Annotated in this window: 16 protein-coding genes; 12 read left to right on the top strand and 4 right to left on the bottom strand. The window is 38.9% G+C overall.

The features are described 5' to 3' along the window. Positions 1–14: 14 nt before the first annotated feature. The 3 genes from IFO69_RS18940 to IFO69_RS18930 all read left to right on the top strand — a co-directional run bounded on the left by IFO69_RS18940 (position 15) and on the right by IFO69_RS18930 (position 6,418). Positions 15–1,679, top strand: a complete 1,665-nt coding sequence (locus IFO69_RS18940) for a RagB/SusD family nutrient uptake outer membrane protein (RefSeq protein ID WP_192011703.1) — start codon at positions 15–17, stop codon at positions 1,677–1,679. 35 nt (positions 1,680–1,714) lie between these two features. Next, positions 1,715–2,992, top strand: coding sequence for a glycan-binding surface protein (locus IFO69_RS18935; RefSeq protein ID WP_192011702.1), 1,278 nt, complete (start codon positions 1,715–1,717; stop codon positions 2,990–2,992). Between the two features lie 114 nt (positions 2,993–3,106). Continuing rightward, complete coding sequence (locus tag IFO69_RS18930) at positions 3,107–6,418, top strand: VCBS repeat-containing protein (RefSeq protein WP_192011701.1); 3,312 nt, start codon at positions 3,107–3,109, stop codon at positions 6,416–6,418. A gap of 39 nt (positions 6,419–6,457) precedes the next feature. On the opposite strand, the gene mgrA is transcribed toward IFO69_RS18930, so the two are convergent. Beyond that, the gene (gene mgrA / locus IFO69_RS18925) at positions 6,458–7,450 is read right to left on the bottom strand and encodes an L-glyceraldehyde 3-phosphate reductase (protein WP_192011700.1); all 993 of its coding nucleotides are present in this window, start codon (positions 7,448–7,450) and stop codon (positions 6,458–6,460) included. 393 nt (positions 7,451–7,843) lie between these two features. On the opposite strand from mgrA, the gene IFO69_RS18920 reads away from it, so the two are divergent. The 8 genes from IFO69_RS18920 to IFO69_RS18885 all read left to right on the top strand — a co-directional run bounded on the left by IFO69_RS18920 (position 7,844) and on the right by IFO69_RS18885 (position 18,379). Further along, positions 7,844–8,266 carry a hypothetical protein gene (locus IFO69_RS18920; RefSeq protein WP_192011699.1) on the top strand — a complete coding sequence of 141 codons (423 nt, stop codon included), beginning with the start codon at positions 7,844–7,846 and terminating at the stop codon, positions 8,264–8,266. Between the two features lie 1,483 nt (positions 8,267–9,749). After that, positions 9,750–10,004: a hypothetical protein gene (locus tag IFO69_RS18915; protein WP_192011698.1), complete on the top strand. Its 255-nt coding sequence runs from the start codon at positions 9,750–9,752 to the stop codon at positions 10,002–10,004. 243 nt (positions 10,005–10,247) lie between these two features. Beyond that, positions 10,248–10,931 (top strand): haloacid dehalogenase type II, encoded by a 684-nt coding sequence (locus tag IFO69_RS18910; protein ID WP_192011697.1) that lies wholly within the window; start codon positions 10,248–10,250, stop codon positions 10,929–10,931. Positions 10,932–11,292: 361 nt separating this feature from the next. After that, entirely contained in the window at positions 11,293–11,868 is a 576-nt protein-coding gene (locus IFO69_RS18905) for a TetR/AcrR family transcriptional regulator (RefSeq protein WP_192011696.1), read from the top strand. Positions 11,869–11,978: 110 nt separating this feature from the next. Beyond that, the gene (locus IFO69_RS18900) at positions 11,979–13,313 is read left to right on the top strand and encodes a TolC family protein (RefSeq protein WP_192011695.1); all 1,335 of its coding nucleotides are present in this window, start codon (positions 11,979–11,981) and stop codon (positions 13,311–13,313) included. 22 nt (positions 13,314–13,335) lie between these two features. Continuing rightward, entirely contained in the window at positions 13,336–14,460 is a 1,125-nt protein-coding gene (locus IFO69_RS18895) for an efflux RND transporter periplasmic adaptor subunit (RefSeq protein ID WP_192011694.1), read from the top strand. A 19-nt stretch (positions 14,461–14,479) separates the two neighbouring features. Then, positions 14,480–17,638 (top strand): efflux RND transporter permease subunit, encoded by a 3,159-nt coding sequence (locus tag IFO69_RS18890; protein ID WP_192011693.1) that lies wholly within the window; start codon positions 14,480–14,482, stop codon positions 17,636–17,638. A gap of 357 nt (positions 17,639–17,995) precedes the next feature. Further along, the gene (locus IFO69_RS18885; protein ID WP_192011752.1) at positions 17,996–18,379 is read left to right on the top strand and encodes a LytR/AlgR family response regulator transcription factor; all 384 of its coding nucleotides are present in this window, start codon (positions 17,996–17,998) and stop codon (positions 18,377–18,379) included. On the opposite strand, the gene IFO69_RS18880 is transcribed toward IFO69_RS18885, so the two are convergent. After that, a complete protein-coding gene (locus IFO69_RS18880; protein WP_192011751.1) occupies positions 18,376–19,599 on the bottom strand; it encodes an S-adenosylmethionine:tRNA ribosyltransferase-isomerase in 1,224 nt (407 codons plus the stop codon). The genes IFO69_RS18885 and IFO69_RS18880 overlap by 4 nt on opposite strands. A 115-nt stretch (positions 19,600–19,714) precedes the next feature. Here IFO69_RS18880 and IFO69_RS18875 point away from each other — a divergent pair, with 115 nt between their 5' ends. Further along, positions 19,715–20,815, top strand: a complete 1,101-nt coding sequence (locus tag IFO69_RS18875; protein ID WP_192011692.1) for an o-succinylbenzoate synthase — start codon at positions 19,715–19,717, stop codon at positions 20,813–20,815. A gap of 57 nt (positions 20,816–20,872) precedes the next feature. Here the strand turns inward: IFO69_RS18875 and IFO69_RS18870 are convergent, their stop codons facing one another. Then, positions 20,873–21,064: a cold-shock protein gene (locus tag IFO69_RS18870; RefSeq protein WP_186756632.1), complete on the bottom strand. Its 192-nt coding sequence runs from the start codon at positions 21,062–21,064 to the stop codon at positions 20,873–20,875. Positions 21,065–21,533: 469 nt separating this feature from the next. Next, positions 21,534–22,697: a lactonase family protein gene (locus tag IFO69_RS18865; RefSeq protein WP_192011691.1), complete on the bottom strand. Its 1,164-nt coding sequence runs from the start codon at positions 22,695–22,697 to the stop codon at positions 21,534–21,536. Positions 22,698–22,705 lie beyond the last annotated feature (8 nt).

Here is a 22,705-nt window from a genome sequence, read left to right as displayed (position 1 = left end):
AAAAGAGAAAGATTATGAAAAAATATATCAAATATAGCAAGGTGCTTTTAGGGACTGCAGGTCTTCTGGTGCTGCTTTGGGGCTGTGGAGATGAGTTTTTGGATCGACCTCCGTTGGATGCGATAGTGGACGCTAACTTCTATCAGAATGATGAACAGGTGTTGGCTGGTACTGCTCCATTGTACAATATTGTCTGGTTTTCCTATAACGATAAAGCATCACATGGTATTGGGGATGCTCGTGGAGGAATCCTCACTACTGGTTCCTATCAATTGGAAAATGTACGGTTTAATACCACAGGGGAAACACCTGAAAATGGCGCATCATGGAGGGCTTTCTATAATGTAGTGGGACAATCCAATACTTTGATCAATAATATCAGAACTTTCAGTGGAGAAAATGTAACTGATCGTATTAGAAATCATGGGATTGCAGAGGGAAGGTTTATGCGTGGCCTAGCCTATGCTTATCTGGTTCAAAACTGGGGTCCTGTACCTATCATTACCAATAATACCACATTGCTTCAGGACACCACCATCGCACGAAATACTGTAGAGTCTGTTTGGGAATTTATTATCAAAGATTTCCGCTTTGCAGCTGAGAATCTTCCAGAAACTTCTGTGCAGGAGGGTAGGCTCAATAAATGGAGTGCTGAAGGGATGCTGGCCAAGATGTATTTGACCCGGGCTGGGGTTTCTGGAAGTAGGGATCAAAATGATTTGGATAGTGCAGCTTACTTTGCCAAAAGAGTTATAGACAATAGCGGAGCTGAGTTGATGGATAATTATGAAGATCTCTTCAAGACAGCCAATAACAACAATGCTGAAACTTTGGCCGCTCTGCAATGGACTTACAATGCTCCGAACCTTAATGCATGGGGAGCACAAAACTCAGTACAGGCTTTCTTGGCCTTTGGCTCTGAAATAACCGGCTTTGGAGATGGCTGGGGAGGAGATATAGGAGGATCGAAATGGATGCTTGAACTGTACGATGATTGGGTATTTGATGAAAGAAGAAAAGCTACATTTATGTTTCCAGGAGATCATTACAATTACATCACTCAGGTGCCAGCAGGTGGTTCTCCCCAAGAGTTGCGCGTACCTTCACCCAATGACGATGGAGGAAGAAGTTATGGAAATCGCGCTTGGGTGAAGAAATATGTGGTGGGAAGGCCTGAGGACAATGATGGAAAAGTGGTTCAACAAGGAACAGAAATCAATACTTATATCTTGAGGTTGTCAGATGTTTATTTGGTTTATGCGGAGGCGATTTTGGATAGCAATCCAGGTGAAGCCTTGACCTACTATAATATGGTCAGGGAGAGAGCCGGTGTGCCGACCAAAACATCAGTTACTTGGGAAGATATCTTTTTCGAGAGAATTGTAGAGTTTGCGATGGAAGGTCAGGCATGGTATGAGTTCACTCGTCTACATTATTATAACCCCCAGCTTGCTTACCAAATGTTAAGTGGGCAAGACAGGGGGACATTCAGGATATACCCTGACCAAATCCCGGATCCTAATATGTGGGAAATTGAAATTCCAGATAGTGATACTTCTCCAAGGTTCTTTGATGTAAATGGAAGTAATTTCAACTTACCGATTCCATCTGTAGAACTTTCAAAGGCACCAAACCTGAGAAAACCACCGGTTCCATATGATTTCAGTGGACAAGAGTAACGGTAAACCTAAAATAAGCTTTAAAGATGCAGATCATGAATAATATTAAGACAATAATCAATCAGTGGGGCCAATATTGGTCTTTGCTGGTGATGCTGGGCATGGTGCTTTGCTTTTCCTGTACGGATGACGAAGATGCAGTTACTGGGATGCCCATGATTGAGCGGATAAGAAACACAGACCCAAGTACAGCAGATAGCTCATTTGTCAATGCGACATTGGGAAGTACTTTGGCCATTTTGGGACAAAACCTGGGTACTACACAGGAAGTCTATCTCAATGACTACCCTTTGGGTGTCAATCCTGCTTATGTTACCAATAGCAATGTGATTGTAACAGTAAACGATAGTGTTCCCACTGTCGCTACTGATCCAAATGTGCCGAATACTTTAAGACTAGTTACTAAAGGAGGCGAGACATCGATACAGTTTCAGACCTTGCCCCCGGCACCGCAGATCCTGCGGGTTTCCAATCAATATGTGAAGCCAGGTGATGAACTGACCCTTGTTGGGAGGTATTTCTACTTTGTGGATACGGTATATTTCCCAGGTGAAGATGTCTTTGTCACAGAAGGTTTTTCTACTAATAGTACTGGAACCACACTCAAGGTAACTGTTCCTGATGGTGTGGATTACAGTGATGGGTCAAGTGTTTCTGTGGTCACCCAAAGTGGAGGCTCTGCAGTGAATCGAAATACCCAAATTTATGACGGAAATGGAATGGTGGCAGATTTTGATACCAACGGAGCTCTAGAATGGCCTTGGAACTGGGGTTGGGGTATTTCAGGTAATATGATTGTGCCTTCAATCAATGGAGTAATGGGGATTGAAGGAAACTTTGGAGCCATTGACCAAGAACTTCCAGCCAATTGGGGTTGGAACAATGACAAGGTGATCAACTTTGCCAATTGGGGTGGAGAACAGATTTTTCCTACAAGCCCAGAAGATAAATATAATCCTAGCGCGCCTATTGGAAACTTTGATATCAGGCTGGAAATGGCAGTGAATACCACAGCTTCTTTGGATGGAATCAATATGGATTTGTGGTATCCTGACAGTCAGGGCAATGAACTCCAGGTGAGTGTTCCTTTAGTAAATTTTATCACCACTACTGATGGAACTTGGTATACCATTTCGGTGAACGCCAGTCAATTGACAAGTGGGAATATACGATTGGGCACCTATGGAGATATGTTGGCTGGCGGGGCTGATGGTGTGAAACAATTGAGAGTTGTCATCCAAAACACGACGGGTTCTGATGTGCCTGTAGTTATAGGAGTGGACAATGTCAGAATAGTAAGAGCAGCGCAATAAGGGCTTAATTCCTTGAGGTTTTTGTTATGTTGAAATTCTCGAAGCGGTATTTACCGCTTCGAGTTTTAATTTTTATATTAACTGGTTTTCAGATTATAACTAAATGCTCCATTAATGTTACAGCGTTTTATTAAGGCGATTCTTGTTCTTTCGATCTTGACTGGTCTCGCTAGGTGCAAAGAAAAGGAAGAGGAAAAGGTTGATGAAAAATTGTTTCATCTATTGGCTCCAAAACAAAGTGGAATAGCTTTTAGCAATGATCTGAGAGAAACTGAAACAGCCAATATATTTCATTACCAATACTTTTATAATGGAGGGGGAGTTGCAGTGGGAGATTTAAACAATGATGGCCTGGAGGAGATTTATTTTTCTGGCAATATGGTCAATAACAAACTGTATCTTAATAAAGGCAACTTGAAGTTTCAGGACATTACCTTGGCGGCCAATGTGGCTGGCAGACCTAGATCATGGACTACAGGAGTTTCCATGGTTGACATTAATGCAGATGGTTGGTTGGATATCTATGTTTGTTATAGTGGAGATTTGCCTGAAGAAAACCGAAAAAATCAACTTTTTATCAATCAGGGAGCGGATAAGCAAGGCATCCCTTTTTTTAAAGAAGAAGCCGAAACCTATGGTTTAGCAGAAAGTGCTTATAGTACTTCCGCGGCTTTTTTTGATTTAGATGGAGACCTGGACCTTGATGCAGTTTTGCTCAATCATAATCCCAAATTGTTTAGGAATTTAGATGAAATTTCCTTTAACCATCTTTTGAATCAAAATGAGCCTCTTTTTAGTACCAAGCTAATGGAAAACCAAGAAGGGAAGTTTGTGGATGTTTCTAAGGAAATGGGTTGGGATACCTCGCCTTTGTCCTACGGGCTAGGGCTGAGTATAGCTGATTTTAATAATGATGACAAGCCAGATATTTTTGTGGGAAATGATTATTCTGCTCCTGATCACCTCTATGTTCAAACGGATGGAAAAGGGTTTCAGGACAGGTTAAAAGAAAGCTTTGGCCATACCTCACTTTACTCCATGGGAAGCGACGCGGCAGACATCAATAACGACGGTTGGGTTGACTTGATCAGCTTGGACATGCTTCCTGAGAGCAATGAAAGGCAAAAGCTACTTTTTTCTCCTGATAATTACGAACATTTTAACCTCTTCCTGAAAGTTGGGCTTCACTACCAATATATGCGCAATATGCTGCAGCTGAATAATGGAGACGGTACATTCAGTGAAATTGGTCAATTGGCCGGTGTGTCCAATACAGACTGGAGCTGGGCGCCTTTATGGGCTGATTTTGATCAGGATGGCTGGAAGGACCTGTTTGTCAGCAATGGCTTTGTCAGGGATTTTACCAACCTGGATTTTATAAAATACCGAAGTTCCTTTTTTGAAGGTGGAGAGCTTTCCAAGACTGGCGTTCTGGATCTGATCAAGGAAATGCCCTCCTCCGAGGTGGATAATTACATCTTCAGAAATAACCAGGACCTGACTTTCAAGAAAAGCGGCCAATCATGGGGAATTGACCATCATTCCAATTCAAACGGAGCAGCTTATACAGATTTGGACAATGATGGGGACTTGGACTTGGTCATCAGTAATGTCAATCAAGTTGCCTTTATTTATGAGAATCTTCGGAATGAGTTCCCTGAACATCATTGGCTACAGGTAGCGCTTAAAGGTGGAGAGGCAAATCTCAATGGAATAGGAGCAAAAGTGTATTTGTACCAAAGGGGCGAACAACAAATGCTGGAACAGATGCCTTATAGAGGGTATCAATCCAGTGTAAGTCCTGTTTTGACTTTTGGTCTCTTATCATCAGAAATAGACTCTGTAAAAGTAGTTTGGCCTAGTAGTAGGTCTCAAGTATTGATCTCTCCAAAGTCCAATCAAAGAGTGGTTATTCTGGAGGGTGAAAGTGAGTCAGCTTCCAGAGTAAAGCAAATCAATGATCAAGAGTGGGTGAAATCGGATACTGAACTCAATCACCTTCATCAAGATAAGCTTTTTAATGATTTTAAGCGACAGCCACTTCTTCCATACCCATTGAGTAATAATGGGCCAGTTATGGCCAAGGCAGATGTAAACAATGATAAAGTGGATGATGTGTTTATAGGCAGTGGGTTGGGACAACCCGGCTATATCTATTTTGGTAACAAGAATAGGGGATATAATAAAGGAAGCTCAATGGAATTCTCAGAAATGGTTTCAGCGGTACAAACCAATGCTGTTTTTTGTGATATAGATAATGATGGTGATCAGGATTTATTTATAAGAAATGGAGGGTACCATGATTTTCTAGCTGATGATGAACGTCTCAAAGACCAATTGTATTTAAATGATGGAAAAGGAGGTTTCATAAATAATCCAAATGCTGTTCCTGAGCTGTATGAAAATGGAAAAGCAGCGGTGTTTATAGATGTCAATGAAGATGGTTTTCAGGATGTATTTTTGGGAGGTGGGGCTATTCCAGGTAGGTTTCCTGAATTTTATCCAAGTCGTATTTTGGTTTATGACGGTAAAGGGAGTTATTCGGATCAAACCGATAAGATTGGTTTGGAGATAAGAGAATTGGGGTTGGTGAGCGATGCTGTGGCTTATGATATTGATCGAGATGGAAAGGAAGAGTTGATAGTCCTTGGTGAATGGATGGCAATTAAGGTTTTTGGTGTAGAAGAAGGAAAAATGGTTGATTTGTCATCGCACTATTTTGATAGGGATTTTAAAGGGATTTGGAATACTTTGGAGGTGGGAGATTTTGATGGAGATGGAAATCCGGAACTGTTGGCAGGAAATTGGGGGCTAAACAGTCAATTAAAGGTTTCTGAGAAGGAGCCAGCAGAATTGATTTATAAGGATTTTGATGGCAATGGTGCAGTGGATCCAATACTCTCGCTTTATTTTGAGGGAAAAATGTTTCCTTATGTAAGTAGGGACGAACTATTGGAGCAAATTAGTAACAAGAGAACCTCATTTGAAAGTTATGCCAGTTATGCTCAGGCTAAGGTGGTAGATATTTTTTCATCAGGTGAATTGTCTGGAGCCAAAAAAATGAAAGTCAATACAATGGAAACCATGCTTTTTGAATTGGAGGAGGGGAAATTCATCCCTCAAAAACTTCCGATAGAAGTGCAATTTGCTCCAATATTTAGCATAACTCTTATTCCTTCCACTGAAAGTGACAAAAAAGAAATTTGGCTTGGAGGAAACCTTCATCAGACTAGAATTAAGATTGGGAATATTGATGCCAATTATGGGCTTATTATTAGACAGGATGATAAAGGAACGTATCGCAGTATAAGTCCTAGGGTGACAGGCTTTCAAATCAATGGAGATGTAAGAAGTAGCCTATGGATTGGAGAAGAGTTGTGGGTGGGGCAATTTAATGGTGAAGTGGGTCACTACAAAAGAAAATAGCAAAATTAAGGCCTTCCTGAAATTTGGAAGGCCTTGTTGTTAACCTTTCAAGATGTCTTCGATTTTATTTAATTCATCTGAAGTAAAAGCTAGATTGTCCAAACACTTTAAGGAATCCTCAAGCTGAGAAGTTTTACTAACACCAATCAGCACAGAAGTGACTCTTTTGTCTTTCAATAACCAAGATAGAGCCATTTGTGCCAAACTTTGCTCCCTTTCCAAGGCCAATTGATGTAAGGCTTTGATTTTTTCCAAGGTTTTTTCTGTTATATCCGATTTTTTGAGAAAACCATGGGATTTTGCGGCCCTGGAGTCCTGAGGAATACCTTTTAGATATTTGTCTGTAAGCATCCCTTGAGCCAAAGGAGAAAATGGAATACAGCCCACACCTTCATTTCCAAGTACGTCCAGTAATCCTCCTTCAACCCAACGTTCAAACATTGAATACTTTGGTTGGTGAATAAGACAAGGGGTGCCTAGGTCTTTCAAAATCTTGATGGCTTTTGCAGCATCATCTGCTTGATAATTGGAAATGCCAACATAAAGTGCCTTACCTTGCCGGACAATCAGGTCTAATGCGGCCATCGTTTCTTCCAAAGGGGTATCTGGATCTGGCCTGTGATGATAGAAAATATCAACATAATCCAGCCCCATTCTTTGAAGGCTTTGGTCAAGACTGGAGACCAAGTACTTTTTTGACCCCCACTCCCCATAAGGTCCTTCCCACATATAGTAGCCTGCTTTGGTAGAAATAACCATTTGATCCCGATATCCGGCAAAATCCTCTTTAAGGATTTTGCCAAAATTCTCCTCAGCCGATCCTGGAGGTGGGCCGTAGTTATTGGCAAGATCAAAGTGGGTTATGCCAGAGTCAAATGCTAATTGTAAAATTTTTCTGGAGTTTTCCAATACATCTACATGGCCGAAGTTATGCCAAAGGCCCAGAGACAAAGCGGGCAACTTCAAGCCACTTTTTCCACAACGTCTATAAGTCATATTATCATAGCGTTCTGGAGAAGGTTTATAGGTCATAGTTTGATTAGGTTGATTAATTTGAGATGAAAATCCAATATAATTAAATGACTTTGGATCACCTAAAAAATTTTTTTTTGCCTTCTTTTCTCTAAATAAAAGGTATAGAGTCAATCTTAAACTGTCACTTTATAGTTTTGTTTTTCTTAGAAATTGAATTGGAAATGGAAAGAATTTTGAAAGTTAGGATTAAGTGAAGAATTTATATGAAAGATTTAAAAATATATTTAAAAAGCATTTTTTTATATAAAAAATAACAAAAAACTTGTGTATTTAAAATTTATTCCTGACCTTAGAGCCATAGACAAACAGCAAATATCAAAAGGATTAAAGGCTGAAGTGTTGTAAGAATTGTGTTTAATATGTTTCATTTCAATTGAGAGCAGTATGAACATGAGGCAAAGTCAAATAGCTTCTGAAGAAGCGATGATTTTTAATAACCAGATAGGTGGAGAGAGGGGAGTTTTAGATTTTATGCCATTGATGGAGAAGGAGTTTGAAAGGGTTGAACGGATTGTAGGGAAAGAATTGACTAGAGAAGCAGCTTACCACTATTATGACTTTTATGAAATGGCACATGCTATAAAGTCTCAGCTGAAAACAATAAATGTTTTTTGTTTTCGGGAGAGAAAGTTTAGTGAGGACAAGATAAGTCAAGGAGAAACTTACTTTAGAAAACTTGACAGAAAAAGTTTATGGAATATTTTACTTGATATAATTGATATTGACCAGATTAATCACGGTTTTTTTGAAAAGAAAATAAAGGATAAAACGGTCTTGAAAATTTTAAAAGCTTACAAAGATTCTTTTCGTTGATTTTTTAATATGTCAAACTTGGTGAAAAAAGGTTCAGGGATGTTTTCTGGACCTTTTTATTTTTGTCAAAATTTACTTAATGAGTTTGTGGTTAAATAGGATCAAGCGGAAAAGTTGGGGGGACAATATTTACCAATACTTCATGGTTACCTTTTAAACTTCACTTGGCATCCTTTTTTGTCTTCCCGAAGGACGGGAAAGCCACGGTTTTAATAAGGCTGACCTACAACTACCCTTCAACATCTTAGCAATAACCCTCGGATAGATCGGGTACTTCGCCTACTTTCCTTGGGATCAAACAGGCTTCTCACCCAAATTATCTTCGGATTCCACTCGGTAGTTTCCGAGGGTGATCCGAAGGAGATCCGAAAGAGATCCCTGAGTGATCCGAAGATTATTCTGTTTTCTCCCAAATAAAGGTCTAGCTAGTGCAAGGGTTATGTAAGCAGAAATGGGCAGGAACACCTGAATTCCATCAAGGCATCACTGCCATCAAACCGGAGCAAGTGAAAAAGTTGGGGGATATTTGACCAACCATTATTTATGAGGTAAAAAGAAAGAGAGTGGACAAGGGTTTTTAGGATTGTCTTTTGTCGGCGGGTATACTGGAGTATTTTGAGACTAGCTCCATCGCTCAAAAGCAAGATGGACTATTACATCAGCCTAGATGTAAAGAATAAATATTTACATAATCTAGAGGAAAAAGGGTTTTATGAAGTTCCACGGTAGAGGATTTTCGTATCCGTGGAAAGGCCTGTTGCCTGAAGGTCAGGTGACGCAGATGGAAGGTTGAAGACTGTCTAAAATTTATGCTTGAAATCCCCAGGAATATTGATTGATCCGTTAAATAATTGCAATGATTGTTAAATTAATCTGATTATCCGCAATGATGCCAGTAACCTTAAATCCTTTGCTTAAAGTGGTCAGAAGTTTGAAGCCTGAAGACCGAAGCAGTTGATATTTTAATCAAAACGAACATTTCGACTCGCTTTTAACCTTTACTGGTGCAATTGCGGATATACATTTAAATTAATATTAAAAGTGAATTTTATTAATACTCAACTCTGATTTAAGAAAGATTTTTTTGTGGATTTCTTTAATTATTTAAAAACATAAAATAGAGTGTAAAATACAGTTAATTGTAAATAAAATTTCAATATAAGTGTGCCTATTTTTGATTGTATTTTCCATTTAAACTGTTGAAAACTTGATTTTTTGTGGATAAGTTGTTGATAAAAAGTGTGTTGCGACAAGTTTCAGTAATTGCTTTTTTTAAATACTATTGCTACATTTAGTAAAATATAAAATTTTCAGAAAAAGAACACGGGTACTCATTTATTAGTAATAAAAAGCACATTGAGTTAGAAATTTTGTGGGAGCAGTGTCGATCTATTAAAAATTCAAACTAGATCATAGAAATTTTGAATGTATTAGCCCAATAACCTTTTATTTAACCCTAATCATTTATCTAAATTCGGCCAATATGTTAATTACATCCACCAACGGTTTTATATCAGTAGTAAACAGTAATTCTGATATAGACCATCTAGTAGTAAGAGCGAAGCATAAAGGTGATCTGTCCAGATTATTTGATGAAAGAAGAATTCAACCAATAGAACATGAGGTTTTCAGGTTTGGTATCTCTTTATGTAAGCAGGAATTTGCAGATACTTTGATCAAAATGATCAAATGTATTGACTATACCAATTTTGAAACAACAATGATAACTATTGACTAAGCCCTACCATTATCGAGAAAGTATTACTTTATTAACCAAAAACAATAGCCTACTTTATCATAATATCCTCCTGTAACTATTTAAGTTGCAGTATGAATGATTTGTGCAGTTAAAACTTATATATATAAGGTAAGAGCTGAGATTTATTAAAACGAGCCTTAGATTTTTTCCGAAAAGCCTTATTTTTAGTTAAATGATATTTGACCTAAAATTTCTTTATCTTTTAATATAATTATTTAAGGTATGAAAATCTCACTAGCGTTTGATGTGCATGGAACTTTAGTGGATGCTTCCAAGATTTTGGAACCATTGGAGGATGCTGTGGGAGATATCGCCTTTGATATGCTTCAAACCTGGAAGTATAAACAGAGGGAATATGCCTTTAGAAGGAGGTTGATGGAAAACGATGTGGATTTTTCGGTTTGTTCCAAGCAAGCGCTTGACTTTTCATGTTTGTACCACAAGGTTACCCTGAGCAATAAGCAGAAGGATGGAATATTGGATTTTAGCAAAAGATTGCCTGCTTTTCCAGAGGTAAAAAAGGCTTTGGAATCATTGAAAGATCTTCAGTTTCGTTTATTTGCTTTTTCCAATGGTCCACAAAATGATGTGAGGCTACTGCTGAAAAATGCAGGTTTGGCGCCTTTATTTGACAATATATATAGTGTGGAAGGAACAAAGACTTTTAAGCCCGATCCGGCGGTATATGAAAGTTTTCTTAGATATAACCATACTGGTCATCAGTTTACTTGGTTTATTTCTGGAAATTCATTTGATATAATAGGAGCAAAAAATGTTGGACTAAAGGTGATTTGGGTGCAACGTTCCCCAGAAATTATTTTAGACCCATGGGGGATAGAACCGGATCAGGTTGTAAAAGATTTGACTGGCTTACTTCCTATATTTGAACAAAAAGTGAAGAGCTGATTTCTAGAAAAAATAATAAGGTTTTTTATAACTATTGGGTTTAATATTATAAGCGTTTGAAATGTATTTTAACCTTAGAATTTTTACCAAGTAGTTTTGGTTATGCTTGATTTTTGAAGAAGCTTTTTAGGTTTATATATTGGGATTGTTTTGTTGTTTTGTGATAAATTATTTTTTGTTTTTCCTGTATTTATTGATGTAGATGTAAATTGAATTTTTTGGATTTTTGATTGAACTAATTTATTGTTCTTAAAGTTACTCTCTCAAGTTCTGTTTTTGTAAATAAAAAATCCCAAATGATGGAACTAATTTTTGATTTAGACGATTGAATGTTCATTCGGTTTTTGAACAATGAGAGGAAATGAATAAAAAAGAACAGATATTTTCTGCCACGCTGGACCTTATTCGTGACCATGGCTTTCATGGTTGCCCTATGAGCATGGTGGCAAAAAATTCAAATGTGGCAGCTGGAACGATTTATCATCATTTTGAAAATAAAGATGACTTGATCATGGAGCTTTACCACTATGTGATTCAAAAGCTTATAGATGTAGCAAATGAAAATGATGATCCTTCAATGGATTTTAAAACGAGGTTTATGAACTTTTGGCATGCCATGAAGGCTTTTTATATGCAAGAAAAGTCTGTTCAACGGTTTATCGACCAGTTTTTAAATTCCCCGTTTTATACAGAAGAAATCCAAACTTCGGACAATAAATGGCATTTATGGTTGAGAAGCTTTTTTGAGGATGGAATTAGAAATGGAGAACTGAGGAGTGGCGTGAGACCTGAGATTTTGGCCATCATGGTTCATGGAAGCATTATTTCATCAGTAAAGGTCAATTATTATCATTCAAAGAAGATCAATAAAGATCAACTCAATTTAGGAGAAATCGCCAATATGGTTTGGGATGGAATTAAAAAGCAAGACGAGTAAAAAAGAATTAAGCCCAAAAATCCTCAATAAATCATTTTGACAATTCAGTCAAAGTGCAGGTTTTCAGTTTTGTATAATCTTTATTTTAAGTGTTTTCAAGTTTCAATTTTATGAGAATGAGTAATTATGTGCTCTTGTGGGTGCTAGCAGGAAGTTTCTTTTTGCCACATGCTGTCTTTAGTCAAGATGTCGTGGGTGATGGTAGCCAACCTGCGCTGACACTAGAGCAATGCATTCAGTATGCATTAGAAAATGGGCCTAACATGCAACAGGCCTTATTAGACCAGGAAATTGGAGATAGGGAGATCAAGTCCAGCTTGTCCGGATGGTTTCCACAGATATCTGCCAGTGCTTCTGGTACCAGAAATATCAAATTGCAGCAGCAACCTATTGGAGGGGAGTTGATCACCTTTGGGCAGCGTTACAATTCCGGTATACAGTTCCAGGTGGATCAGAATTTGGTCAATAGGGATCAGATTTTTGCGGGCAGAACCTCCAAGTATGTCAAGGATCAGTATGAGCAGAATGTAGAAAATTTGGAGATCGCCACTGTGGTAGATGTGAGTAAAGCTTATTACGATATTCTTCTCACTTATGAGCAATTAAAAATTCTGAAGGAGAATTTGGTGAGGCAGCAAAAGCAGTACAATGATGCCAGAAGCAGGTTTGAATCCGGTTTGGTGGACAAGACGGATTATCAGAGAGCCCTGATCACACTTTCCAATGTTAAGAGTGACCAAAAAAGAGCGCAAGAAAGTGTACAAGCGAAAAAAGCGTACCTGAAACAGTTGATGGGATACCCGCTGGATTTAGATATTGCTTTAAGCTACAGTTATGAGAAAATGCAGCAAGAGGCTCTTATGGATACCACTCAAAATCTGCTTCCAGAAAACAGGATTGAGTATCAACAGATCATGACTGAAGAAAATTTGGCACAAATGAACACTGGTTATCAAAAGTGGGCCTATTTACCCACCTTGTCAGCCAATTACAATTATAACTGGTTGTATTTCAGTAACTCTTTTTCTCAACTGTATGATCAAAGTTACCCCACATCAGCCATCGGGTTGACCTTGTCATTACCTATTTTTCAGGGAGGGAAAAGACACCAGGATATAAGAATTGCTGAGCTACAGCAGGAAAAAGTTTTTGTTGAGAAAACTAATCTCGAAAAGCAGATCAATACGGAATATCAAACAGCCTTGTCTACATATAAAAGTAATCTTTATGAGTGGAGAACGATCAAAACCAATATGGATTTGGCGCAGGAAGTGTATGACATCATTAAGCTTCAATACGATGAAGGGATCAAAGCTTATGTGGAATTAATTGTGGCTGAGACAGAACTGAGAACGGCCCAGTTGAATCATTACAATGCCATGTTCAATTTACTTTCCAGCAAGATAGATCTTGACAGGGCTTTGGGAAATATAGGAAATAACTAAAAGTAATTTAATTAAGCGGGAAATGAAAAAGTTTTTATACGCAGTTTTAATGGCCGGTATCGCAGGGTTTGTGAGTTCTTGCGGATCAGAGGCCAATACTCAGGCTAACAGCCAGCCAGCAGCTGTTGCGGTTAAGGCGGCAACAGTGAAAAGCGAACATGTTACAGGGCTGGATGTTTATCCAGGTACGGTGGTTCCATTAAACGAAATTGAAATTCGTCCTCAGGTGAGCGGATATATTAATAAAATTTTTATCAAGGATGGACAAGAAGTAAACAAGGGACAGAAGCTGTATGAAATCGACAGAAGTAAATACCAAGCAGCTTATGAACAGGCCAAAGCCAATTTAAAAAGTGCGAAGGCCAACCTTGTTAGGGTAAAGAGAGATTTGGAGCGGTATGAGGCCCTTGACGCGAAAGAAGCCATTGCCAAGCAACAGTTGGATTACGCAAAGGCTGATATTCTAACTGCAGAATCTCAAGTTGCTTCAGCAGAGGCACAAGTGAAAAGTACAGAGACGGATTACAATTATTCAGTAATTAAGGCTCCTTTTGCAGGTACTGTAGGGATTTCACAAGTTAGACTTGGAGCACAGGTGTCAGCGGGTCAGACCCTTTTGAATTCTCTTTCATCGGATGACCCTGTGTTGGTTGATTTTGTTATCAATGAAAAGAGCATCAGAAGATTCAGTAAAATGATGAAAGAGGAAAACCTTCCGGACTCCACTTTTACCATCAGGTTCAATAAAAATGATATTTATGGACATCATGGAACGCTGACAACGATAGATAGGGCAGTAGGAAGGCAATCGGGTACCATCAATTTACGTGTTGAGTTTCCTAATCCAGAAAAAGAACTGGTTCCCGGTATGACAGTGAATCTTCAAGTGCTAAATCAAGATATTGGAGAACAAGTCACCATTCCATTTAAATCTGTCACAGAGCAAATGGGAGAGTATTTTGTCTATGTGATAGACAATGAGAATACCGTTCATCAACAAAATATTGTTTTAGGGTCAAAAGCGGGGGCTGACATTGTGGTAAGGGAAGGCTTAAAACCGGGACAGAAAATTGTGGTTGAGGGAATTCAGAAGCTCCGCGAGGGAGCGAAAGTAAGTACAGTAGCTCCAGCCCAGCAAAGCAAGTAAACTCTCAAAGTAGAAATTTATGATATCAGAAGTTTTTATTAAACGCCCGGTGACGGCGATGGTGATCTCTATAGTCATTTTGTTAGTAGGATCCATAGCTATCGTCAATTTACCGGTAACGCAATACCCGGATATTACGCCTCCTGTGGTGTCTGTTTCAGCCAATTACACAGGAGCGGATGCTCAGACAGTAGAACAAACAGTAGCCACACCTATAGAAACACAGGTGAACGGTACCCCTGGAATGGCTTATATCAGTAGTACTAATACGAGTACAGGCCAAATGAACATGAACGTAACTTTCGATGTTGGAACTGACATTGACATTGCTACGCTTGATGTTCAAAACAGGGTGAGTATTGCTGAGCCTAGATTGCCAGAAGCAGTAAAGAGACTTGGAGTGACCGTTAGGAAAAGAAATCCAAGTATCATGATGGTAATCAGTATGTATTCACCCAATGGTACGCACGATACTAAGTTCTTGTCCAATTATACCAACATCTTTGTGAAAGATGCCCTTTTGAGGGTGAAAGGTGTAGGAGATATCAATGCAATTGGACAGGATTTTAGTATGCGGGTTTGGCTCAAGCCAGATAAACTAGCGCAATACAATATCTCTACAGCTGAAGTCACTGCTGCCATCCAAGAGCAAAACCTTCAAGTGGCGGCAGGTACCGTAGGAGGGATGCCTCAACTGAGTTCCCAGACTTTCGAGTATGCTATCACTGTAAATGGAAAATTGGAGAGACAAGAAGAATTTGAGGATATTGTGGTAAGAACCAATCCAAATGATGGATCATTGGTTTATTTGAAAGATATTGCCAGAATTGAGTTTGGCGAATTTGATTATGGTAGATTTTCGACAGTAAATGGCGAGCCTGCTGCCATCCTACTGGTTTATCAGGCACCAGGCAGTAATGCCCTTGAGACAGCGGAAGGAATTTATGCGGCTTTGGATGAAATGAAGGCTTCCTTCCCGGCGGATATGGATTATGTGGTTCCTTTTGAATCAGTTTCAGTGGTTCAGGTATCCATTGACGAAGTGCTCCATACATTGGTAGAAGCTTTGATTTTGGTGATTATTGTGGTGTTCTTGTTTCTTCAAAACTGGAGAGCTACCATCATACCAATTTTGGCCATTCCGGTATCCATTGTAGGGACATTTGTGTTCTTTATTCCATTAGGATTCACGGTCAATACCTTAACTATGTTTGGATTTGTGCTGGCGATCGGTATTGTGGTGGATGATGCGATTGTGGTGGTAGAAGCTGCCCAGCATTATATAGACTCGGAGCGGATTTCAGCCAAGGAGGCGACCATGAAAGCCATGAAGGACATTACTGCACCAGTTATTGCCATTGCTTTGATTTTGGCTGCGGTATTTATTCCAGTAGGCTTTATTCCAGGAATTGTGGGTAGAATGTATCAGCAATTCGCCATTACCATTGCGATTTCAGTATTGCTTTCTGCATTTGTCGCTTTGACCCTGACTCCAGCTTTGTGTAGCTTGTTGTTAAAGCCAATGGAAATAGATGAAAACTCCAAAGGCATCAATAAGTTCTTTTATAAATTCAATACGTGGTTTGCCAAGGTGACTTCTTCCTATGGAAATGGGGTAAAGAAAAGCATTAAGGCAACCCCATTGGTGTTGATCTTATTGGCTTGTTTATATGCAGGGACTTTTGGCTTGTTCCAGGCCAAACCAACTGGATTCTTGCCTACAGAAGATGAAGGCAGGTTGTTTATTTCCTTGGAGCTACCAGAAAGTGCTTCCACTTCTAGGACCAGAGCCATTATGGATGAAATGGTAGGGATGATTACCTCAACAGAGGGCATCAGGAATGTAACTGGGATTGGCGGATTGAATGCCATTAACTTCTCATTTAAGCCAAACAGTGGTACGTTCTTTATTCAGATGGATCCTTGGGAAGAAAGAAAAGATCCTTCTAAACAACTTTATGGTTTGATCGGCCAGTTACAGCAAAAGTTTTCAGTGATAAAAGAAGCAAATATTGTTGTGGTACCACCACCAGCCATACCTGGCCTTGGTCAAACAGGAGGTTTCAGTTTTATGCTTGAACAACGTGCCGGAGGAGATATCAAAGAGTTTGAACAGGTTTTAGGGCAGTTTTTGGGAGCAGCCAACCAGAGACCTGAAATTGCTATGGCTTATAGTTTCTTTACAGCAAAAACTCCAGGATATCATGTGACAGTGGATAGAGAAAAAGCCAAGAAATTGGGGGTAGCTGTGTCTGATGTGTTCTCTACCATGTCCACTTATATGGGGAGCTCCTATGTCAATGACTTTACAAGGTATGGTCGGAACTTTAGAGTAGTGGCTCAGGCGGATACAGCCTATAGAATGGATATGACCGACTTAGAGCAATACTATGTAATGAACCGACAAGGAGCATCGGTTCCCATGAGTGCCTTGATAAATTACGAAGTGGTAGAGAATGCTCCTGTAATCAACCACTATAATTTGTTCCGCTCAACGGAAGTAAATGGTAATGCGGCAGCAGGCTACAGTAGTGGGCAGGCTTTGGCTGCTTTGGAAGAAGTGGCTGCAGAGGTGCTGCCTGCTGGATACGGATATGATTTTTCTGGTCTGAGTAGGGAGGAGTTGGCCTCTGGAAACACTACAGTATTGATCTTTACGCTATCCATCATATTGGTATCGCTTTTACTGGCGGCGTTGTATGAAAGTTGGTCGGTACCATTTTCTATTCTTTTAGCATTGCCTTTGGGGGCGTTTGGTGCGATTGTGGCACTTACGTTCTTGCCTAAACTGGATAATAACGTTTATGCCCAGATTGGCTTGGTGACATTAATCGGTCTGGCTGCGAAGAATGCCATTTTGATTGTGGAATTTGCCAAAGAAAGAGTGGATAAAGGAATGCCTCTACTACCTGCGACCATTGAAGCGGTTAAGCTTAGGTTAAGGCCTATCGTGATGACTTCACTTGCTTTTATCTTAGGTGTAGTACCATTGGCTTTATCTAATGGTGCAGGGGCTGTCGCAAGGCAAACGATTGGATGGACGGTGATTGGAGGGATGCTTGCAGCTACCTTCCTGGCCATATTTATAGTTCCTGTTTTATATGTAGTGATTACTAAAATAGCATATGGAAGCAAGAAGTTAAAAGAGCTGGAAAGTCAATATCAGCCTGAAAGTTAAAATCCCGTTTAATTTTTGATAGAATTCGGCCTGACCAAATTAGAATGTCAGGTCGTTTTTTTTGATTTTTATTAAAAAAAATGATTTTTAAATACATAAATATGTATATTGTGTTTATATTTATGTAAGTTTGTAGAGGAGGAGACGTTAAGATTATAAGGTCTGACATTTTTGACCCTGTTTTTGAATAATAATTAGTTAACATAAATCAGAAAAGTTTTAATAATTGGAGTCTCCTTTTGTAAATATTTAAGGATTAACTAAGTAAAAATATTATCAAATTAAGTTTTTAATGTACCTCTCCAACGTAAAATAAAAATAACTATGGGAGAAACTATCTATCATCACGGGATTGCAATGAATAAAAAAGACTCAAAACTAGAGAACCACCACTCGGAACACGAAGAACTTTTGATCAAAGACGCTCTTTTTGTACGTGACAAAGGATGTTTACGAAAAGTAAAATTCAAAAACATTCTTTGGTTGAAGGGAGACGGTAACTACACTACCTTGGTCACTAAGGAAAAGGTTTATTCTCTTCGTAATATTCTGAAGGAGTTTGAAGCCATTTTGCCTGAAGATGAATTTGTAAGGATTCACAAATCTTACTTGGTAAGGTTGGATCGGATCACGACCATTTCACCAAAGGAAGTAACTATTGAAACTGAAAAAGTTCCTGTAGGTAGAACCTACTATCAGAAACTCATTCATGGGATCAATAAGTTGGGTGCCGGAGCTTAAGGTCTTTTATGGTTCCAAAGTAAACTGCTATCACCATAACTCAAGAATCTATATTCTTGGGACAGGGCTTCTTTGTATATTTTAATCCATTGGTTTTTTGTAAATGCTGCGACTAACAATATAAGCGTGGATCCAGGTTGGTGGAAATTGGTCAATAATCCATTACAAACTTTGAACTCATAACCTGGCATGATGAAAATTTCTGTACTACCCGTAATTTCATCTAGTTTTTCAGCCTCCATATGGTTTAGAATTGCGGTTAGGCTTTCTTTGAGAGAAGCAGCTTTGGAATGTTTTTCATAGGGGAATAATTTTGGGATAAGAAATTGCTTATTGTTATCGTTGAGCAGTTTTACACCATACCAGTAGATACTTTCCAAAGACCTCATGGAAGTTGTTCCTACTGCTACTATATTGCCATCCTGTTGAAGGAATTTTATGATGTTTTCCTTACGGATTACCACTTGCTCACTATGCATAGGGTGATTGGATACGATTTCATCCTTGATAGGCTGAAATGTGCCAGCACCTACATGAAGTGTAAGGTAATCCGTTTGGATGCCTTTTTGCTCCAGTTCTTTTAAAACTTCTTCAGTAAAGTGAAGACCAGCGGTGGGAGCAGCTACAGCTCCTTCTTTTTTGGAATAAACAGTCTGGTATCTCGGCTTGTCAGCTACAGTTGCCTTTCTGTTCAAATAAGGAGGAAGGGGCACTTCACCTGCTGCCTCTACAATGCTGGCAAAAGTAATATGACTTCCATCCCAGGAAATTTCAACATACCTTGATTCTCTATCAATCAGTTTAGCTTCAATTCTCATCTTTTGGTTGCTGACTTCAATTTCTCCAAGCAACAACTCTTCATCTTTCCACTTTTTCAAATTACCAATCATAGCCTGCCAAGTTACAGGGCCATGATGAACCATGATGTCGTTGATTACGGTGCTTGGAGCTACGGGCTGCAAGAGAAAGATTTCAATTTTAGCTCCAGAAGCACGTTGGAAAATCAATCTTGCAGGAATAACTTTGGTATTATTAAAGACCATCAAGGTGTTTTGAGGCAAGAGTTCTGCCAACTCATAAAAGCGATGATGTTCGATATTCCCTGATTCAAAGTGGAGCAATTTGGAATGGTCTCTTTTTTCCAAAGGGAACTTGGCAATGCGATCATCTGGTAGTTCGTATTGATAGTCTGATAGTTTGATTTCTGGCCTGCTTTCCATGCGGTACGTGTACTTCAATGAGATGGTGTTCTTTGACAAGTCTAATAGGGAAATGTTTACTTTTCCTGTAGCTTTGTCTTTTCGGATTGCAAATATAAGTTTTTACGATTAGGAGATGAATAAAAAACCTGATAATACTGTCAAAGTCAACGCAAAGTACTTGAGGCACACACTCGATTTTAAATTCGACGCAGGTACTTCCCGAGGAGTTTTGCGTACGAAGGATTCATTTTTTATAAAAGTAACTTTTCCAGGAGATAGCAAAATGGAGGGTTGGGGGGAAGCCGGTCCGCTTCCAAAATTAAGTATCGATGATGTTCCGAATTTCGAAAATATCCTGAAGGCGTATGTAAATGGTTTGTCCGAAAAAGAAATTGACTGGTCTGAAGCAGGTATTCTTGAATTTTGTAAGACTTATGTCATGGATGCCCATCCGAGTATTCGCTTTGCTTTTGAAATGGCACTGCTAGATTTGTTTCATGGCGGTAAAAGGCAAATATTGGAAAATGACTTTTACCGCCAGCATATGCCAATTCCCATCAATGGATTGATTTGGATGGGGGATGAATCATTTATGTTAAAACAAATAGAAGAAAAGCTGGAGCTTGGTTTTTCCTGTATTAAAATGAAAATCGGGGCAATTGACTTTAAACAGGAATGCAGGTTGTTGGGTTTTATTCGGGAGAGGTTCACCGCAGAGCAGATTACTTTAAGGGTAGACGCCAATGGTGCCTTTAGTCCTCATGAGGCCATGGATAAATTGGAGAGACTGGCAGAGTTTGATCTTCACAGCATTGAGCAGCCTATTAAAGCTGGCCAGTGGGATGAGTTGAAAAGATTGTGTAAAGAGAGTCCGCTAGATATAGCTTTGGATGAAGAACTGATAGGTATATATGCTAAGGAGGATAGGAAAAAACTTTTGGAGCATATCAATCCGCAATACATTATTCTCAAACCCACTTTGGTAGGTGGAATAAGAGATACGCGTGAGTGGATCTGGCTGGCAGAGAATATGGGGGTTGGCTGGTGGATGACCTCTGCCTTGGAAAGCAATATCGGACTGAATGCCATTTCACAATTGACAGCCAGTTATGATATTTATATGCCACAAGGTTTAGGGACTGGTCAGCTTTATAAAAATAATGTGGCTTCTCCACTTGAGATTGTTTCTGGCAACATCCTCTATAATCCTTCAACGGATTGGGGGAAGATATAAATAAAAAAGCTGCTTAAATTTTAAGCAGCTTTCGGTAATGTCATTAAATGCTATATGTTATGATAACTTTACATTCACTGCATTAAGACCTTTTCTTCCTTCTTTAAGGTCGAAAGTCACATCGTCATCTTCTTTGATTTCGTCTACCAATCCTGAGATGTGCACGAAATACTCTTTAGAAGATTCGTCGTCAATAATAAAACCGAATCCTTTGGATTCATTAAAAAATTTTACTTTTCCTGTGTTCATGATAATAATAATAAATGATAATAGAAATTAATAAGCCAAAGGTAGTGATAGTTTTTACATTTTAAGCATCTCAAGAAAATATTTTTTCGACAAATAAAGATAAAATAATATTCATGAAATATTAAGCTTACTAATTGTGCGACAGTATTTTATCTTTTTATCCCTTTTAAAATATTTTTTTATACTGTTTTTGATAGATAGATGGTAAATATGCGGTGTTAAATGTTTTCTTTTACCAAGAATTACGAATAAGTTCATTATTCCTAAAATGGTACAAATAATAAAGTTTTTTGTTTCGGCGTTAAACGGCTTGTTCATTACTTTGTCAAAAAGAAATATCTGGTTATCCGTTAAGATGCCAGTAACCATATATCCTTTGCTTAAGTGGTCGGAAGCCTGTCTAACTGCCAGGTAGAACTGAAGTCTAAAGACCGAATACTTTAATCAAAAGGGTAGTTTCTACTCGCTTTTAATCTTTATTGGTAGAATTGTGGGTATACATAAAGAAATAAACGGGCTTGTAAATTGTGAAAGCATTTCCCACTTGTTTGATGATGCCAGAATCTGGATTTCGCTCATAAGCTAAGATGGAATTGGAATTTTGGTTAGCGGCAAAAAGGAATTTCCCATCATCAGATAAAGCGAAATTCCTAGGGGTTTCACCTCCAGAGCTAATAGTTTGTATTTTGCTCAATGTGCCAGTGCTTGGGTCAACTTTAAAACCTATGATCTCATTGGAGTCTCCCCTGTTAGAGGCATAAAGGAATTTTCCATCCTTGGATAATCTTATCTCAGCTGCTCCCTTGGCACCATCGAAACCTTGGGGGATCAAGGGGTAGGTGTCAACATGGTTAATTTTTCCATTTTCCATATCGTAGTCATATAAACCGACCTCAGAAGTCATTTCATGGATCAGATAGATTTTATCTCCATTTTGATTAAATACCAAATGCCTAGGGCCTGAGCCAGGTTTTACTTCAAAAAATGCAGGTGAAGAGGGGCTGAGTGGCTGTTCTTGGGAAGGGTCAAAATCATAAATGTTAACTTTGTCCGTTCCAAGATCACTAACAAACACTTGCTCGCCATTGGGATGAAAAACCAAACTATGGACATGCGGGCTAGATTGTCTGTCTTTGTTAACTCCAGAACCAGTATGCTTGATTTCTTGGGCGGCTTTTTCCATATTACCATCTTGGTCAATAGGGATGGCTACTAAATCTCCACTACCATAGTTCCCTGCCAAGACATAAGACTCGTCTGGACTTAAGGTGACGTAACATGGCCCACTTCCTAAGGTGGAGCTAGTACTAACTAGTTTTGTTTCATTTTTGCTTGAATCATATTTGAAGGATCTAATACTGCCGCCTTCTTCACCGCCTTCTTCTTGAACGGAAATAATCAAATCCCCTTTTTTATTGGTAATTACAAAAGACGGGTTGTTAACGTCAGATTCCAATAACAAAGAATCAAACTGGTAGTTATTAGGATTAAAAGAGATCAAGTGAATTCCTTGCTCGGGAGAAGAAGTATAGGTTCCCAGCCAAAAATAAATCGAAGGGATTTGTGAAGCCTCGACAACTTCATTTGTTTTTTCTTCATTGCTGGCTTTGCCACAGGAATATAGATTCAACATGATCAGGC

The sequence above is a fragment of the Echinicola arenosa genome, from assembly GCF_014841125.1.
Classification (GTDB): domain Bacteria; phylum Bacteroidota; class Bacteroidia; order Cytophagales; family Cyclobacteriaceae; genus Echinicola; species Echinicola arenosa.
The sequence above is the reverse complement of the archived record's forward strand: the minus strand, read 5'-3'. Positions and strand labels throughout refer to the sequence as shown.

Excerpts from the sequence above, each read along its gene's own strand:
- IFO69_RS18895 (WP_192011694.1), top strand. The coding sequence starts at position 13,336 with ATGAAAAAGTTTTTATACGCAGTTTTAATGGCCGGTATCGCAGGGTTT.
- IFO69_RS18905 (WP_192011696.1), top strand. The coding sequence starts at position 11,293 with ATGAATAAAAAAGAACAGATATTTTCTGCCACGCTGGACCTTATTCGT.
- IFO69_RS18900 (WP_192011695.1), top strand. The coding sequence starts at position 11,979 with ATGAGAATGAGTAATTATGTGCTCTTGTGGGTGCTAGCAGGAAGTTTC.
- IFO69_RS18935 (WP_192011702.1), top strand. The coding sequence starts at position 1,715 with ATGAATAATATTAAGACAATAATCAATCAGTGGGGCCAATATTGGTCT.
- IFO69_RS18915 (WP_192011698.1), top strand. The coding sequence starts at position 9,750 with ATGTTAATTACATCCACCAACGGTTTTATATCAGTAGTAAACAGTAAT.
- IFO69_RS18865 (WP_192011691.1), bottom strand. The coding sequence starts at position 22,697 with ATGTTGAATCTATATTCCTGTGGCAAAGCCAGCAATGAAGAAAAAACA.
- IFO69_RS18920 (WP_192011699.1), top strand. The coding sequence starts at position 7,844 with ATGAGGCAAAGTCAAATAGCTTCTGAAGAAGCGATGATTTTTAATAAC.
- IFO69_RS18930 (WP_192011701.1), top strand. The coding sequence starts at position 3,107 with ATGTTACAGCGTTTTATTAAGGCGATTCTTGTTCTTTCGATCTTGACT.
- IFO69_RS18885 (WP_192011752.1), top strand. The coding sequence starts at position 17,996 with ATGAATAAAAAAGACTCAAAACTAGAGAACCACCACTCGGAACACGAA.
- IFO69_RS18910 (WP_192011697.1), top strand. The coding sequence starts at position 10,248 with ATGAAAATCTCACTAGCGTTTGATGTGCATGGAACTTTAGTGGATGCT.
- IFO69_RS18890 (WP_192011693.1), top strand. The coding sequence starts at position 14,480 with ATGATATCAGAAGTTTTTATTAAACGCCCGGTGACGGCGATGGTGATC.
- IFO69_RS18875 (WP_192011692.1), top strand. The coding sequence starts at position 19,715 with ATGAATAAAAAACCTGATAATACTGTCAAAGTCAACGCAAAGTACTTG.
- IFO69_RS18870 (WP_186756632.1), bottom strand. The coding sequence starts at position 21,064 with ATGAACACAGGAAAAGTAAAATTTTTTAATGAATCCAAAGGATTCGGT.
- mgrA (WP_192011700.1), bottom strand. The coding sequence starts at position 7,450 with ATGACCTATAAACCTTCTCCAGAACGCTATGATAATATGACTTATAGA.
- IFO69_RS18940 (WP_192011703.1), top strand. The coding sequence starts at position 15 with ATGAAAAAATATATCAAATATAGCAAGGTGCTTTTAGGGACTGCAGGT.
- IFO69_RS18880 (WP_192011751.1), bottom strand. The coding sequence starts at position 19,599 with ATGGAAAGCAGGCCAGAAATCAAACTATCAGACTATCAATACGAACTA.